General features: G+C 51.9%; 15 protein-coding genes and 1 pseudogene. 3 read left to right on the top strand and 13 right to left on the bottom strand.

The window, feature by feature from the left end:
• Positions 1-5 precede the first annotated feature (5 nt).
• The gene (locus GTU76_RS01360; protein WP_180697902.1) at positions 6-446 is read right to left on the bottom strand and encodes a hypothetical protein; all 441 of its coding nucleotides are present in this window, start codon (positions 444-446) and stop codon (positions 6-8) included.
• Positions 447-664: 218 nt separating this feature from the next.
• Positions 665-1003 carry a DUF2834 domain-containing protein gene (locus GTU76_RS01355; RefSeq protein WP_016984466.1) on the bottom strand — a complete coding sequence of 113 codons (339 nt, stop codon included), beginning with the start codon at positions 1001-1003 and terminating at the stop codon, positions 665-667.
• Positions 1004-1252: 249 nt separating this feature from the next.
• On the opposite strand from GTU76_RS01355, the pseudogene ilvA reads away from it, so the two are divergent.
• Positions 1253-2248, top strand: a pseudogene (ilvA, locus tag GTU76_RS01350) (threonine ammonia-lyase, biosynthetic); the annotation flags it as partial.
• A gap of 24 nt (positions 2249-2272) precedes the next feature.
• On the opposite strand, the gene GTU76_RS01345 reads toward ilvA, so the two are convergent.
• Together GTU76_RS01345 and eco are read right to left on the bottom strand one after the other, a co-directional pair.
• Complete coding sequence (locus GTU76_RS01345; protein WP_064362707.1) at positions 2273-2578, bottom strand: NIPSNAP family protein; 306 nt, start codon at positions 2576-2578, stop codon at positions 2273-2275.
• A 21-nt stretch (positions 2579-2599) separates the two neighbouring features.
• Entirely contained in the window at positions 2600-3085 is a 486-nt protein-coding gene (eco, locus tag GTU76_RS01340) for a serine protease inhibitor ecotin (RefSeq protein WP_180697900.1), read from the bottom strand.
• A 367-nt stretch (positions 3086-3452) separates the two neighbouring features.
• Here eco and GTU76_RS01335 point away from each other — a divergent pair, with 367 nt between their 5' ends.
• On the top strand, positions 3453-3722 hold the full coding sequence (locus GTU76_RS01335; RefSeq protein WP_007912157.1) for a DUF1652 domain-containing protein: 270 nt from the start codon (positions 3453-3455) through the stop codon (positions 3720-3722).
• On the opposite strand, the gene GTU76_RS01330 is transcribed toward GTU76_RS01335, so the two are convergent.
• From GTU76_RS01330 to GTU76_RS01320, 3 genes are all read right to left on the bottom strand, one after another.
• A complete protein-coding gene (locus GTU76_RS01330) occupies positions 3719-4117 on the bottom strand; it encodes a hypothetical protein (protein WP_026000451.1) in 399 nt (132 codons plus the stop codon). The genes GTU76_RS01335 and GTU76_RS01330 overlap by 4 nt on opposite strands.
• Before the next feature lie 89 nt (positions 4118-4206).
• On the bottom strand, positions 4207-4476 hold the full coding sequence (locus tag GTU76_RS01325) for a DUF2790 domain-containing protein (RefSeq protein ID WP_180697899.1): 270 nt from the start codon (positions 4474-4476) through the stop codon (positions 4207-4209).
• A gap of 128 nt (positions 4477-4604) precedes the next feature.
• Positions 4605-4991, bottom strand: a complete 387-nt coding sequence (locus GTU76_RS01320) for a hypothetical protein (protein WP_180697898.1) — start codon at positions 4989-4991, stop codon at positions 4605-4607.
• Between GTU76_RS01320 and GTU76_RS01315 the strand changes: the two genes are divergently transcribed.
• On the top strand, positions 4968-5264 hold the full coding sequence (locus GTU76_RS01315) for a hypothetical protein (RefSeq protein WP_180697897.1): 297 nt from the start codon (positions 4968-4970) through the stop codon (positions 5262-5264). The genes GTU76_RS01320 and GTU76_RS01315 overlap by 24 nt on opposite strands.
• A 108-nt stretch (positions 5265-5372) precedes the next feature.
• Here GTU76_RS01315 and GTU76_RS01310 read toward each other — a convergent pair whose 3' ends face one another.
• The 6 genes from GTU76_RS01310 to GTU76_RS01285 all read right to left on the bottom strand — a co-directional run bounded on the left by GTU76_RS01310 (position 5373) and on the right by GTU76_RS01285 (position 13939).
• On the bottom strand, positions 5373-6401 hold the full coding sequence (locus GTU76_RS01310) for a tetratricopeptide repeat protein (protein WP_246375986.1): 1029 nt from the start codon (positions 6399-6401) through the stop codon (positions 5373-5375).
• Complete coding sequence (locus tag GTU76_RS01305; protein WP_026000617.1) at positions 6347-7318, bottom strand: tetratricopeptide repeat protein; 972 nt, start codon at positions 7316-7318, stop codon at positions 6347-6349. Before GTU76_RS01305 ends, GTU76_RS01310 begins: the two co-directional genes overlap by 55 nt.
• Before the next feature lie 5 nt (positions 7319-7323).
• Positions 7324-8256, bottom strand: a complete 933-nt coding sequence (locus GTU76_RS01300; protein WP_180697896.1) for a tetratricopeptide repeat protein — start codon at positions 8254-8256, stop codon at positions 7324-7326.
• Positions 8257-8288: 32 nt separating this feature from the next.
• Complete coding sequence (locus GTU76_RS01295) at positions 8289-9260, bottom strand: tetratricopeptide repeat protein (protein ID WP_026000618.1); 972 nt, start codon at positions 9258-9260, stop codon at positions 8289-8291.
• A 120-nt stretch (positions 9261-9380) separates the two neighbouring features.
• Positions 9381-10388 (bottom strand): tetratricopeptide repeat protein, encoded by a 1008-nt coding sequence (locus GTU76_RS01290; RefSeq protein ID WP_180697895.1) that lies wholly within the window; start codon positions 10386-10388, stop codon positions 9381-9383.
• A complete protein-coding gene (locus GTU76_RS01285) occupies positions 10385-13939 on the bottom strand; it encodes a LysM peptidoglycan-binding domain-containing protein (protein ID WP_180697894.1) in 3555 nt (1184 codons plus the stop codon). The genes GTU76_RS01290 and GTU76_RS01285 overlap by 4 nt, the downstream gene beginning before the upstream one ends.
• Positions 13940-13952: the final 13 nt, after the last annotated feature.

Raw genomic sequence — 13952 nt, 5'->3', positions numbered from 1 at the left:
AAGGTCTAATTTGTCATGTTGAACTTGCCATTTTTGATAAAGACTTGCTGCCCGTTTTTTTCATTCAGAGCTGTAAAAAACACTGTGCCCTCCACTCGCTCACCTTCTTCTGACGGCACGATAGTTAGCGTTATTTGTCCTGACGTTGAATAGTACGACTCCGCATCACCAAGAGTGCCGACCGCATAGCTTCCTCGAAAGTCGCCGTCCCTGGTCAGCGGATAAGTGCCAGCTGTTACCCCCACAGGGAAATAGACACTCAGATAGGCGTGTCGCCGCGGAAGCGGTCCGTCGAATTCCTGATCGCCAATAGCTTGCCAAAAAGGGACAGGCACCGGGCGAGAGCTGATGGCCAGATTCACTAACGTCGTATGAAACAACAAGCGTTCACCACCTTCCGTCTCGGCAGAAAACTCTCCTGTAGATGTGTACTCCGAATCACTCATCGCTCATGCTCCTGACGTATGACCTCGAAGGGAGCAAGCTCCCGGTGAAGGCTCAAGTTACCGCATCAGGGTTGGCGGCATAACTGTCAGACTTGACAGTTGACATCTGGGTTGATCAGGCATTCTTGAACGACATACACCTTGCCAGTGCTGACACCAACCCCTGTGGGAGCGAGCCTGCTCGCGAAGGCAATCTACCCGGCATCCGATAACCCGGATCAACCCACCCGAGCCAGATCCACCGCCTTCCTGTTGCGCTCGCGAACCCCACGCACCACCAGATACAACAACGGCCCGATCGACACGAAAACCGCCGTCAACAACAAATAAGGCAGCACCGACCAAATCGACTGCCCACGCGACCGGGCATCCTTGACCATCCACACCCCGGCCAGAGTCGCCAGCAGATACAGATCAATCACCACCTGCGCGGTATCGGGCCGCGACATCAGGCTGATGCCAAAATCGATCAACGACTGTTCAGCCTGAAGCATCACCGAAACGGTGTAACCGCTGAACGCGAGCAAAGCCGTGAGGGGCAGGGCGATAGACATCATGCAATCCTTCCTTGGTGTGATGAGAGAGTCGCCAGACTAACGTCACCGCGCAAAATTGGCCATTGACTTGCCATTAGCGCACAGGCTAATTTCCAGCCCATGACTTCGACTGTATCGCGCTGCCAGCCAAGCATTATTACCGCCATTCCTCATTCGGCGGGCTAGCTCACGACTGCAGCACCCAACCCGCCCTAGAGGCGGGTTTTTACTTTCTGTCTCCAGGGTTTTGAAAAATGTCAGGAGACGACCATGCCGCACAGCCCCGATCAGCAAACCCTGCTTGAGCACTACGTGAAAAAGATCCTCGCCGCGCCGGTGTACGACCTCGCGGTGCGCACGCCTTTGCAAGCGGCGCCGGCGCTGTCGGAGGCGCTGGGCAACCGGGTTCTGCTCAAGCGCGAAGACCTGCAACCGACGTTCTCCTTCAAGATCCGTGGCGCCTACAACAAACTGGTGCAACTCAGTGACGAGCAGAAGGCGCGTGGGGTGATCACCGCCTCGGCCGGCAATCACGCGCAAGGCGTGGCGCTGGCAGCGCGCGAACTGGGGATCGCGGCGACCATCGTCATGCCGGCGACAACGCCGGAACTGAAAGTGCTGGGTGTGCGCAGTCGTGGCGCTGAAGCGATGCTGCATGGCGAGAGTTTCCCGTTCGCGCTGGCCCATGCACTGCAACTGGCGGAGCAGACTGGACGCACCTTCGTGTCACCGTTCGATGACCCGGAGGTAATCGCCGGGCAGGGCACCGTGGCGATGGAAATCCTCCGCCAGCATCAAGGCACCCTGGACGCGATCTTCATCCCGGTGGGCGGTGGCGGTCTGATCGCCGGCATCGCGGCTTACGTCAAATATCTGCGCCCGGAAGTGCGGATCATCGGCGTCGAATCGGAACATTCAGCGTGCCTGAAGGCTGCATTGGAATCGGATCAGCGCGTGGTGCTGCCCAGCGTCGGCACTTTCGCCGATGGCGTGGCGGTAGCGCAGATCGGCGCGTTCGGGTTTGAGGTTTGCCGCTTTTGCGTCGACGAGGTAATCACCGTCAGCAATGACGACCTCTGCGCAGCGATCAAGAATATCTACGACGATACCCGCTCGATCACCGAACCGTCCGGCGCCTTGGCCGTGGCCGGGATCAAGCAATACGTAGCGCGAACCGGGGTGCGCGAGCAGACATTCGTGGCGATTGACTCGGGCGCCAATATCAACTTCGACAGCCTGCGCCATGTCGCCGAGCGCGCCGCGTTGTGCGGCGTCTCGGCGTGAAGCGGCTTACGGCAGCAAAGGGCGCAGGAAGCTGCGCTCGTAGCTGACGATGAACTTCTTCTCGACCAGGCTGGCCACCAGTGCGGTGCTTTCCGGATCGGTCATCGCGATGTGCCGATAGCTTTCGTAATCCGCCAGCGACGGAAAACTGAACAGGCAATAAGCGATGTTGCTCGCGCCTTCGGACGGCAAAAAATAGCCGTGATGAGTGCCGCCCAAGCGCTCGACGATGCCGAGCCAGGCCTTGGCGTATGCCTCGAACTCGGGCAACTGGTATGGATCGATGACATATCTGACGTGGCAGGTAATCACGCAACGGACTCCTTGTTCGGGTTATTCCTGCAGGGCTGTACCGACTTTGCCCGACGCCGACCAGATGCGATATCGCACTTCGACGTCTGACGGCGCATAGACCACGACTGGTAACTTGCTGTTGTACCGCAGCATGAAGCCGTCACCGACGACCGGCACGAACGCACGTTTCTTCTGGCTGCCAGGTGGGCAGGCCATCATCGTGCTCATCGGGCCGATGACCTTTTCCAGTCGATAGAACGGATAACCCCAACCTTCAAGATTCTTCTCATCGAGAACGCCGCCCAAACGCTGGCGGTTGCAGTCCACTTCAAGGGTCTTGCCGGCGAGAATTTCCACCTGGAAGTTCTCTTCCTGCTCTTGCTTGGGCAAGTGAATGACCTGGCGGGTGAACCCGGCTTCAGCTTTCGGATACGGCGCGACGTCCTCAAGCTTGGCGGCGTGGGCGAGGGTGGACAGGCTGGCGATGAACAAGCCGGTGGTCGCGTAGACGCGTAAAGAACCCATGGAAGCCTCCGTGCGGGTGTAGGGTGGATAACGGGCATTCTTACCGTCATAACCCACGAATGCAAACCGGCGTCGAGTTGCAAATTGCAGTGCCTGCACGATCCATTCTTGCAATTTGCAAGTAGCCAAATACTGGCACCGCCGCCAAGTGCTTGATTTCATGAGGGTGAAAATGAACCGATGAAAGGCACGCTTTATGCGTCTTTTCAGTGCGGCGCACCGGCCTTGGGCGCCTACACTCCAATGGGCATTTCGCAGTACCACCGCTTGTCGCACCAGGGAAACAGCGGGGACACACCCGTGCAGGGGCAGCAACGGTCAGCGTGAATACTTGATTGGCATCTCACAGTAAGGAGAGGGTTTCGCCATGTTTCTGTCTGCCTTGGAACTACGCAATATCATTGAAAGCAGTTTTCTGCCGAAACGCTGCCAGTGCACGCTGTCGCCGGACTTGTCGATGACCGTCAAGGTTTTCGGCGATCACCAGACCGATCAGGTCGATCTGCTGGTCAGTGGCATCGACGCCAGCCATCTCAACGGCTGTCGTGAAATCAACGAACTGATCGCCGGGCTGCGATCGGATCTGAACCAGCAAACTGTGCAACACCACTACAGCCCACGCTCCAGAGTCGTTTAACGCACCGTTTCACCCAGTTCGACCGTCACGCGCCGGGCCTGCACAAAACCAAGGCCCAGCGCGAACTCGACCAGCACCGCGAGCAAAATCCCGGGGCCGGCATGACCGTTCAGCCATTCCGCAAACCCCAACACCGCCAAACCAAAACAACCGACGATAAACCCATTGCTCAGCGCATTGCGCCCCAGCGACGGCGGTGCATTGCGCACCAGATAAAACATCACCCCCAACGCCGCAAACAGCACTGCACTGCGCCGCGCGACAAATCCGGCAGCGTCGGAATACTCGATGCTCCAGATCGCCAGCAGCCTCTCCGGGAAAACGCCCCAGGCCAGCGCCAGCAAAAAACACAACGAACACGTGAAGCCCGACAACGTGCGAAACGACAACTGCATGGCGAATCCTTGCGGCAGTGAGGAGGGCTCCGAGCATAACCGCCGAAACTCCCCACGCCTACCGCAAACCCGCAAATCAGACGTTTCTGTCAGTTCTGGAAGTTGCACGCGTCAGACAATTTCCGGTAGCTGATTTCCTCAGGCTTACCGGCGTTGTCGATGTACTTCATGTCGGCCGTAACCACTTTGCACAGTTGTGTTGGCGGCTCGGTCAACGACACCACCTTGGCCACCTGCAGCGGCATGCCGTACTCATACGGCACGGCTTTGGAAGTGGCAGAGGTGTCATTGGCCTGGGCCAGCCCGGCAAACGCGGTGCAGGCGAGGGCGGCGGTGAGCAATAAACGACGAATGTTCATGAAAGGACTCCCGAGTGGCGGTTCTAGCGTTCGGCGTGATGCACCCGAACCTGCCGCACTGGGCAACAGCCAGAATGGCTGAGGGCGTGCGGTTCAGTAGAGTTTTTGACCACGGCGTTAAGGGATGGTTAACCGAGCTGAACGCCGGCTGTCAGGGAGTGCGGCGGTTTTCTCAGGAAGGTTTGGCGAATTCCTACAAAGGCTGGTGCCTTGTCTGCTTTCGGCGGCTGGAGCGGGGCGGTTATTGTCGGTTGCCGCTGCAAAATCAGTGGTTCGGGTTTGGTCACCCGGGAATAATCGATTGCATATGTGCCATCATCTGCTCCGCGGAGTTCTTTGACCGTGAAGTGCATAGCTGTGGCGGCCGTGTGCAGGACGCCTTCGGGCGAGCTGAGTTGATTGTTCTCGGTTGACCAAGCCTGTACACGGTCCGCCTCCCACCGTTTGGTCACGGTGTCGGCGGTTACTTTTGAAACAATCGAGTAATCAAAATGCGAATAATCAAATTGTTGCACAACCGCTATCTCCCCCTCAGCAGCAACGTCACCGAAACCCCGACGCTGCTCATCGACACCCAAGCCAACCCGAAAGACATCCTCGAAGCCGCCGTCCAGCGCATCCGCGCCGCCGCCGACCTGCTCGAAACCCTGCATTGCCTGTGCTTCAAGCACGCCGACGTGCAGGACATTCCACACATCACCCATGCGCTGTACCTGCTGACGCAGGATGGCAATGATTTGCTGCAGGTGGCGCAGCAGCAGATGTTGAGTTGGAAGGCGCCGGTTTGATGGGCTAGTGAAAACGGCAGGGGTGAACAGCCGAATTTACGTGGGCTGATTCACTTGCTGCCGGTTAATGCAAGCGAGGCGTTGTGCGACTAACCGCTGGGGCTGCGGTCAATCTCCTAGTTTGTCAGGGAAAAATGAGAGGGGTGGGTGAGTGTCTTTCCACTGTTTTGCGAAAACTTTTGATTGCTCGATTTGCTCGGGTGTCATCTTCTCAGAAATTTCTTCTATCTTGCCGTCAACATAGTCTTGGATACCCCCGGCGTCATTCAAGTCTTTCATTAGATAAAACATTGCATAGCCTTCGACTAGATTCAGTGGGTAGCCAATTTTATCTGGTGTATGCGAAATGTAAGCACCATAGTTGCCCATGGCATCTTGCTCGCCAGTTTCAGCTGCAATTTTTAGCCAATGATGGACCGCCTGGATGTCGCCGTCTCTGTAAAGAACTTCCAGATAGTTATTCATCGCTTTAGGGTATCCACCCTCTGACGAAAGCCTTAACCAATTTCGGACCGATTCGTCGCGTTTCCCAGGGATAAAAAAGAATCCCTTCCCCTGCCGCACACTCACCGCCATCCAATACTGCGCAAGTGGATAACCAGCGTTTGCTGACTTTTCAAGCCATTCGTCATTCAAAGTTATTTCATACATCAAGAATAAAGACTCAGCGTCACCGCTTTTCGCTTTTGCCAACGCTAGTTCTTTTGCATACGCAAGCCACTGAGCAGGACTCTTGGAACTGGCAGGGCAGTTATCCATTATCTTGCACAGATCCGAATTTTTGCGGCCTAACTGAATCATCGCGTATATGGAGCCATTCATCGCAGCCGTTTCATACCAGCGCTGTGCTTCGGGCGTCATGTATCGGTTGCGCTTTCTTAGCGCTTCGCCTAGGTAGTATTGCGATTCCACGTTTCCAGCTTGCGCTTCTTTTTCTAATACAGGAAAGGCTGCATCAAGCTTTAGCTGATTATATAAAATAATTCCTGCAGATACTTCGTGCGCTGGCTGCGACGCAAAAGTAAGTGTGGCACTTGTTAAAAATGTCGCGATAATAAAATATCTAAATGGCCTCACTGGCGTTAATATCCTAGCTTGTCCGGAAAAAATGAGAGTGGCGGGTGAGTGGTTTTCCACTCTTTAGCTATTCTTTCTGAATCTTCAATCTGTGCTGGTGTCATTTTCTCGCGAATTTCTTCAGCTTTTCGCTCAACATATCTTCCGATTCCGCCAGCATCACCTAGATCTTTAAGCAATGTAAAAAGCGCATAACCTTTAACTAGATCTAGGGGGTAATCCAGTTTGTCTGGAGTGTGGGAAATATAGGCACCATAGCTGCTTACTGCCACTTGGTAACCACTGCGGGCTGCTAACTCAAGCCACTGGCGAATACTCGCTGTGTCGCCTTCTCTATGTAAAATTTCCAGGTAATCCATCATTGCTTTTGGATATCCGCCTTCCGACGAAAGCAAAAGCCATTTTTTTACAGATGCATCACGTTTTCCAGGAATCAAGAAGAAACCTTCGCCCTGACGTTCGCTGACCGCCATCCAGTACTGCGCGAGCGAGTATCCTGCGTTTGCGGATTTCTCTAACCACTCACGATTAAGAGTGATTTCATACATCAGATACAAGGATTCGGGATCGCCTTCCTGCGCCTTTGGTAGAACTAATCCTTTAGCTTGTGCAAACCATTCCGCTTGGGTTTTCTTGAATGGAGGGCAGTTGCCAATCTTCTGACAAAAGTCATTTTTGTGTCGGCCCAGTTGAATCATTGCATAGATATTGTCTTTTTGTGCTGCCTTTTCATACCAATGTTGCGCTTCGGGGGCCATGTAACGACTTTTTTTACGAATGATTTCCGCCAAATAGTATTGAGAGTCCGAGTTTTCGTCGTTGCTTTCAATTTGGAGTTGTTGAGTCGCTGCGTTAATTTTGAGTTGGTTGTATAGAACTAATCCTGAAACTTTTTCAGGGGCGCTGTCTGCCGCCAGGCTTGGTTCTGCCCAAGAAAAAAGAGCAATTAATAAAGGCCAAGACAAAAATCTTGTCATTCTAGTTATCTGCCTAGCTTTTCGGGGAAGAAGGAGAGCGGTGGGTGAGTGGTTTTCCATTCCTCAGCGACAGCTTTTGAGTTCTCTAGCTGTTCAGGCGTCATTTTGCTCCCAATTTCTTCGAGAGTATCTTGAACGAAATCTTGAATCGCGCCTCCACCATCCAGCTCTTTCAGAAGGCTAATCAGTGCATAACCTTTAACAAGATCGAGGGGATAACCAACTTGGTCGGGTGCATGGGCAATGTAAGAGCCATAACTGCTAATTGCTTTTTGATCGCCCGTTTCAGCTGCTGCCTGAAGCCAATGGCGCACCCCTTCAAGATCGCCTTTCTTATACAGGATCTCAATGTATTCCATCATTGCTTTTGGGTTGCCGCCTTCAGAGGCAGCTTTCAGCCATTTGCTGATGGCCTCATCACGTTTTCCAGGTATAAGAAAAAATCCCTCACCTTGTCGATCACCGACGGCCATCCAATATTGCGCGAGCGCATAACCTGCGTTTGCAGATTTTTCCAACCAAGTACGATCGGAAGTTATTTCATACATTAAATACAAAGACTCAGGGGTGTCTGTGCTTGATGCCATTTTTTTAGCCTGAATCAACCAATCAGCGCTTGATTTTTTACTCGCGGGACAATTGGTCATTTTTCTGCAGAGGTCATCGTTTTGGCGGCCTAGCTGAATCATTGCAAATATAGAACCATTATTCGCAGCGGTTTCGTACCATTGCTGCGCTTCAGCCGTCATGTACCGACTTCGCTTTCGAAGTGCCTCGGCAAAGTAGTACTGCGAATTCACATTCCCTAAATCGGCCTCTTTTTTTAGTTCGGGAATCGCCAAGTCCAATTTTAGCTGATTGTATAACACCACTCCCAGGGTTGATTCATTTGTTTGCGAATGTGCTGAGCTGTTTGCAGATAGAGCGGCGATCAGCATTGCTAAAATAATTCTAAATGCTCGCACTGCTATTAATAACCTAGCTTGTCAGGGTAGAACGAGAGAGGCGGGTGATTGGCCTTCCACGTTTTTGCGAGCTCTTTTGCTGTTTCTATTTGCTCTTTTGACAGGTTTTTTTCTATGCCGGGTAATGTGTCATTGACGTCTCGCACTACATTGCCTCCACCATTAAGTTCCAGCAGGTTTGAAAGTAAAGCATATGATTTTATTGGGTCGAATGCGAAACCGTATTTTGAGTTTTCTTCGCCTATGTAGGATGCATATCCAAATACACCTTCTACGTAGCTCGAGTCAGCTGCTTTTTCGTTCCAGTTTCTGAACGAGGCTAAATCATTTTTTTCGATCATGATGGCGGCTAACCCCATCATTGCAAGTGGATAACCATTTTCAGCAGACGCTTTCATCCATCGTTCGATAGCTTGGTTGCGTCTCGAGGGTAGTAAAAATGAACCTTTTCCTTCTTGGTACTTTGTCGCCAGACGGAACTGCGCAAATGCGAATCCGTTCTCTGCTGACTTCTCCAACCAGTCATCGTTGCCTGTCATTTCATATAACAGGTACATTGATTCGCTATCTCCCTGCGTTGCTCGTTGAATTGCAAGGCTTTTAGCTTTAATTGCCCAGCTGCTAGGAGAGTCTTCACCTGGTGGACAGTTATTCATGGTTGAACACAAGTCGTCTTCAATTCTCCCAAGGCGAATCATAGAGTAGATATTCCCCTTTTTTGCGGAGCTTTCGTATGCTTTTTTAGCTTCCGGAGTCATGTAGCGGTTATTTTTTCTTAACGCTTCGCCCAGATAGTAAAGCGCCTCATCATCTCCGCCGTCAGCGGCGGTTTTCAAAAAATCGATCGCAGAAATGGCTTTGTATTGATTGTAGAGTTCAATGCCCTGGATTTTTGCCTGAAACTGTTCGTGCGTAAGAGCAGATGACTCAGTTGCTATTATAGTTAACAACGTTAACGCTGCAGTCATCAGTTTCATTGGTATCTTTATCGAACTCATGGGTGGTTGTTTCTTCTCCGCGAAAGAAAGGGCGGCGGTTAGTCTTCGATTAATATTCGGCGGGCCGCACCTCCCTAAAGAAATACCAAGAAAACGGAGTCAGTCGCTAAGTTTTTCGGGGAAAAAAGAAATCGGTGGATGGGTGGCTTTCCACTCTTGCGCAACGATTTTTGACTGTTCAATTTGTTGTGGTGTCATTTTTTTAGCAATTTTTTCAATTTTACGATCAACATAATCTTGCACTCCACCGCTGTCGCCGAGTTCCTTTAACAAAGAAAAAATAGCGTAGCCTTTAACTAAGTCCAGTGGGTAGCCAACTTTGTCAGGAGTATGTGAAATGTACGCTCCATAGTTGCTCAAAGCTGATTGTTCGCCAGTTGCTGCGGCCACTTCAAGCCAATGCCGAGTGCTCTCCATTTCTCCTTTTGCATACAGTGTTTCTAGATATTCCATCATTGCTTTTGGATTGCCACCCTCGGAAGAGAGTAGTAGCCATCTTCTTACTGATGCATCACGTCCTCCAGGAATGAAGAAGTAACCTTCACCTTGTCTTTCACTTACAGCCATCCAATATTGCGCGAGTGGATATCCTGCATTTGCAGATTTCTCTAACCACTTATGATCCAAGGTGATTTCATACATTAAATACAGAGATTCTGGATCGCCGTCATTTGCCTTCGGCAAAGTGACCTTCTTGGCTTCCACGAACCACTCGGCTTGAGTTTTTTTAGCCGGTGGGCAGTTTTCCATTATTGCGCAAAGATCATTTTTTGCTCTGCCCAACTGAATCATTGCGTATACGTTTTTTTTCTCTGCTGCCGACTCGTACCATAATTGTGCCTCTGGAGTCATATATCCATTTTTCTTTCGAAGAGACTCGGCAAGATAATATTGCGATTCAATTTCGCCTTTTTTCGCTTCTTCCTTTAATTGCGGAATGGCAGCGTCTATTTTCATCTGATTATAAAGAACAATTCCGCGTTGTTCACTATTCAGCGTGACCGAAGATGCACTGGCAAAATTAACGCTGCACGGTAATATTGAGGTTAAGCTCAAGCTAAACAGTAGAGCGATTTGATTTAGCTTTATTTTTGTAATTCTGTTCATTGGTAGCCTTTCAAATAGGGAGTCGCTCCGCTAGGGGAGTAATTTGGTTCAGGGATGTAATTTGTTTTGCAGTATTCGACCAGGTTTGCGCCAAGTAACTTTACATGGGATTTGTAGTTTTCGCGCGCTTCAACACCCGTATCATCAAATAGGCCAAGTACACTCTCAGCCATAAAGCTATCCAGTATTGTCCGGTTTTTGCAGTACTCTTGTTCTCCCGCCTGCTCTTTTATACCAAATTCATTCATGGACATGCAGGCGAGTTCAAATTGACTTTGGGCTTTGTCAATAGTGTTGGTTTTCTTTGCGTTGTCGACTATCCAGCGTGAAATTCTTTCTATAGCTTTTTGCTGAAGAACGTGAGCTTGGGGTTGGCTATATACGCGTCCCTTATCAGATATTCCATTGTCCTCAGAGGAGGCTACCGTAATTTTAAATGCTTCAGGTTGGCTTATAAGCGTTCTGAGTAGTGGACCCAGTGCGCTAGGGATTGCATTAACGATCCACTCTTCGAGTTCACTTTGGTTTCTGTAATTCATGATCGTGTGTGCAATCGGACCACCCTTGCCACTACGAGTCAAAGCCTGATAAAGATTCATCACAACATCCCAACGCAGCATATACGCCATCGTCACACTCAACCCGGCAGCGCCCAATGCGTTTAGCGCAGATGCATATTCACCCGCCTCAGGCTCCATCCACTCGACTTTACGACCTTTGGTCTTATGCAACTCTTTGCGATACAGGTTGATGAGATCAACTACTGCCTCATAACCAACTTCAAACTTAAAGCTACCGTTAGCACCAGGCCCCAGCACTACCGCCGCTTTCAAGTTCAAAATAAACCGCCCCTTATCCAGAGATACCTGCGCCGTTCCCTGAAAGCCCGCACCTAACGCGACTCCAACGGAGCCGCTCAGCTTGGCCAGTGTCAGCCATGGATTCGCGCTTTTCGCGTCTTTAGCGCTGCCAACGCCCATCGTTGGCGCGGTGCGCAGGGCGACGAGTTCTTTGGGCGGTGCCCAGTTCATTACTCCGGTGAGTTCAATCGCGGCTTGCAAGCCTCCAAATACGTTGAAACTGGCTTTTGCGCCGTTTTCGACTTGCACTTTGGCAAAGCGTCCGCCTCGCAGTTGATCTGTGCTTTTGGTATCGGCGTAGGTGCCGGATTTAGACTTGTGTTCAAGATCGGGAGTAGGGCTGTCGTCACCGCTGTCGGCCTTGGCTTGCTTGGCTGCGGCGTGATCGGAGCGTTCTTCTTTTGCTGAAGCATCTTCACGCTGTGCGCGTTTTACCGGGCTCAGTGACGCCCCGTACTTGACGTTGCCGAAGATCGGGCTCAGCTCGACGCTGCCGGCTAGCAGCAACGATGCTCCGGCGTAGCCCCATGCCTTCACACCAAAGTGGAAGGAGAAGCGGCCGAAATTCATTTTTTGCGGGCTGCCGTCCAGGAAGTAATCAAGCGTGATTTCTTGAGCACTGGCTTTGGCAGGCATGTCGACTTTCATCAACTGAACTTCGCCACGGGCCAGGTCCAGGCTTAAGCCCATCTCTCCCGATATCTGGAAGCCCTCGGCGGCAGACATTTTCGGGCCTTCGAGCTTTACTTCGCCGTGAATGTTTGGCTGTGGAGGGGTCAGGCAGCGGACCAATTGCGCCTGAGGGCTGGCATCAAAGAGTCTTACTTTGCCGCGCACACTTTTCTTGAAAACCAGTTGCTGGAGGTGATTGCCCCAGTTGGTCAGGGCCGCGTCGTCTTCGAGTTCAGTGACCTCATAGCCTTCTTTTTTCAGGTGAGCGTAAAAGTCTTTGGCTTTGAACCAGCCTTTATCGTCGAAACAGTCGCCTACCTGATCGCTGAATTTTATCGCGCCTTGATCTTGAAGCCATTGGCGGAACGAGTTGATTTCACTGTTTTTATCGGAGCCTTCAGTAGCGTCCGTGGGCAAGCTTTTAGCGACCTTTTTAACCGCGCCGGCCGCATTTTTTGAATCCTCTGTCATGATCTTCTTGGCGTCTTTCAGGTTCGCCATGCTGAACCAGCCCAACGGCGTACCCTTGGCATCCGAAAGACTCACCTCGCGCAGCGGAAAGCCCGGTTTCACCATGCGGTCGACCGGTTTTGGCTGGAACTCTTCCGGGTCCCAAATCAGATAACGCGCAGGCTTGCTGTTGCTGACATTGCTTTGGGCTTTTGCTTGAAGGTCGTCTTTGGTCTTTTGCAGGCTATCCCATTTGGTACGTTCCACATCAACCAGGCCCGCCGGAGCTTGGGCGTTCTGGCCTGTTGCCTCAATCCAGCGTTTGTATTTCTCTTGAAGCTGTGCTGTAACTTCCGCCTGCTCTTTCTCGGTATCCAGATACAGTTTGAACTGCTCGATGCCGGAAGGAAGGCCGTCACTGATCAGCGCGAATTCTGGGAGTGCAATGCCGTATTCAGACGCTTTGATAATGGATTCAGTGTAAGCATGGTAATCAAGCGCATCGGCGTTTTTGTAGAGCGTCAAGACATACCCGACCAGATCGGCGGTGCAGTCATTCATGCCGCTGCAGATGTTTTCGTAACTTTTCTTCTTTTCCGCCAAGGCTTTGGCAACGTCTTCCAGCGGAACCTGCTTGAAGTCTTTGTTGCCGAGGAGTTTTTTACGAGCCTCCAGATAAGCTTGCACGCGTGCGCGCGCTTCAATCGCCTCTTTGGAGTACAGCGAGCCGCTTTCGTAGGTGTAGCCTTCCAGCTTCGCAGCCGCTACCGCTTCTTTTTTCAGCGCATGCCACTCAGCCCTCCGCTTGTAAAAATCGGCATAGGCTTTGTGGACGTCCTGGTCAGTAGCCAGGTCTGCCGTTAGACGGTCCATGCGCGATTGCGCGGTGTCCTCTTTTGGAGCCTGCGCAGGAGCCGCTGCCGGTTTGTTTCCGTTAGCTTCGTTTTGCCTCTTTTTAGCGGTGGCTGGATCGATTTCGATCTCATCCCCCATCGCTTCAAACTCTTCCATTCGCGTACGCTTCTCGCCCGTGAGGAAGTTGCTCAACTTGGGCTCAAGGAAGTATTCCAGCAAACCTGACTCCTGCAGCCCGTTCAGGCGTGCATCACGTGGTTTGCTGGGGGCAATCATTTTATCCAGCGCGAACATCGATTCTTTGATGGCGGACCTTGCACGTTCTGGGAGCAGCCAGAACTCTTGTTCTTCAGTTGCATAAATCGCGCTGGCAAACTTTGTATTGCACCCACGCTCATGGGGTATGAAGGTTTTTGAATTCTGGTTTGGAGCGTCCTTGACCGGATCCAGTTTTACCAGATCTTCAGCGGAACACTGAATGGGCGCTTCCGGGGCTGCCTGCACAGGCGCTTGAGGCGCGGCGGCCGGCTGAGCGGCAGGCGCGGCGGCTGCTTGAGCGCTTTTTGGTACGCTCAGGTTCCAGCCGACTTTGACGTTATCCGCATTTGTGATGAAGGGGTTGAGCTGGCGAAGTTGCGCCACGGTGCTGTTGTAGCGCGAAGCGATCTGGCCCAGGGTTTCGCCGGGCATGACGGCGTGATTCGTGATTTCCATGGTGATTCCGTTC

The organism is Pseudomonas crudilactis, from assembly GCF_013433315.1.
Lineage (GTDB): Bacteria > Pseudomonadota > Gammaproteobacteria > Pseudomonadales > Pseudomonadaceae > Aquipseudomonas > Aquipseudomonas crudilactis.
The sequence above is the reverse complement of the archived record's forward strand: the minus strand, read 5'-3'. Positions and strand labels throughout refer to the sequence as shown.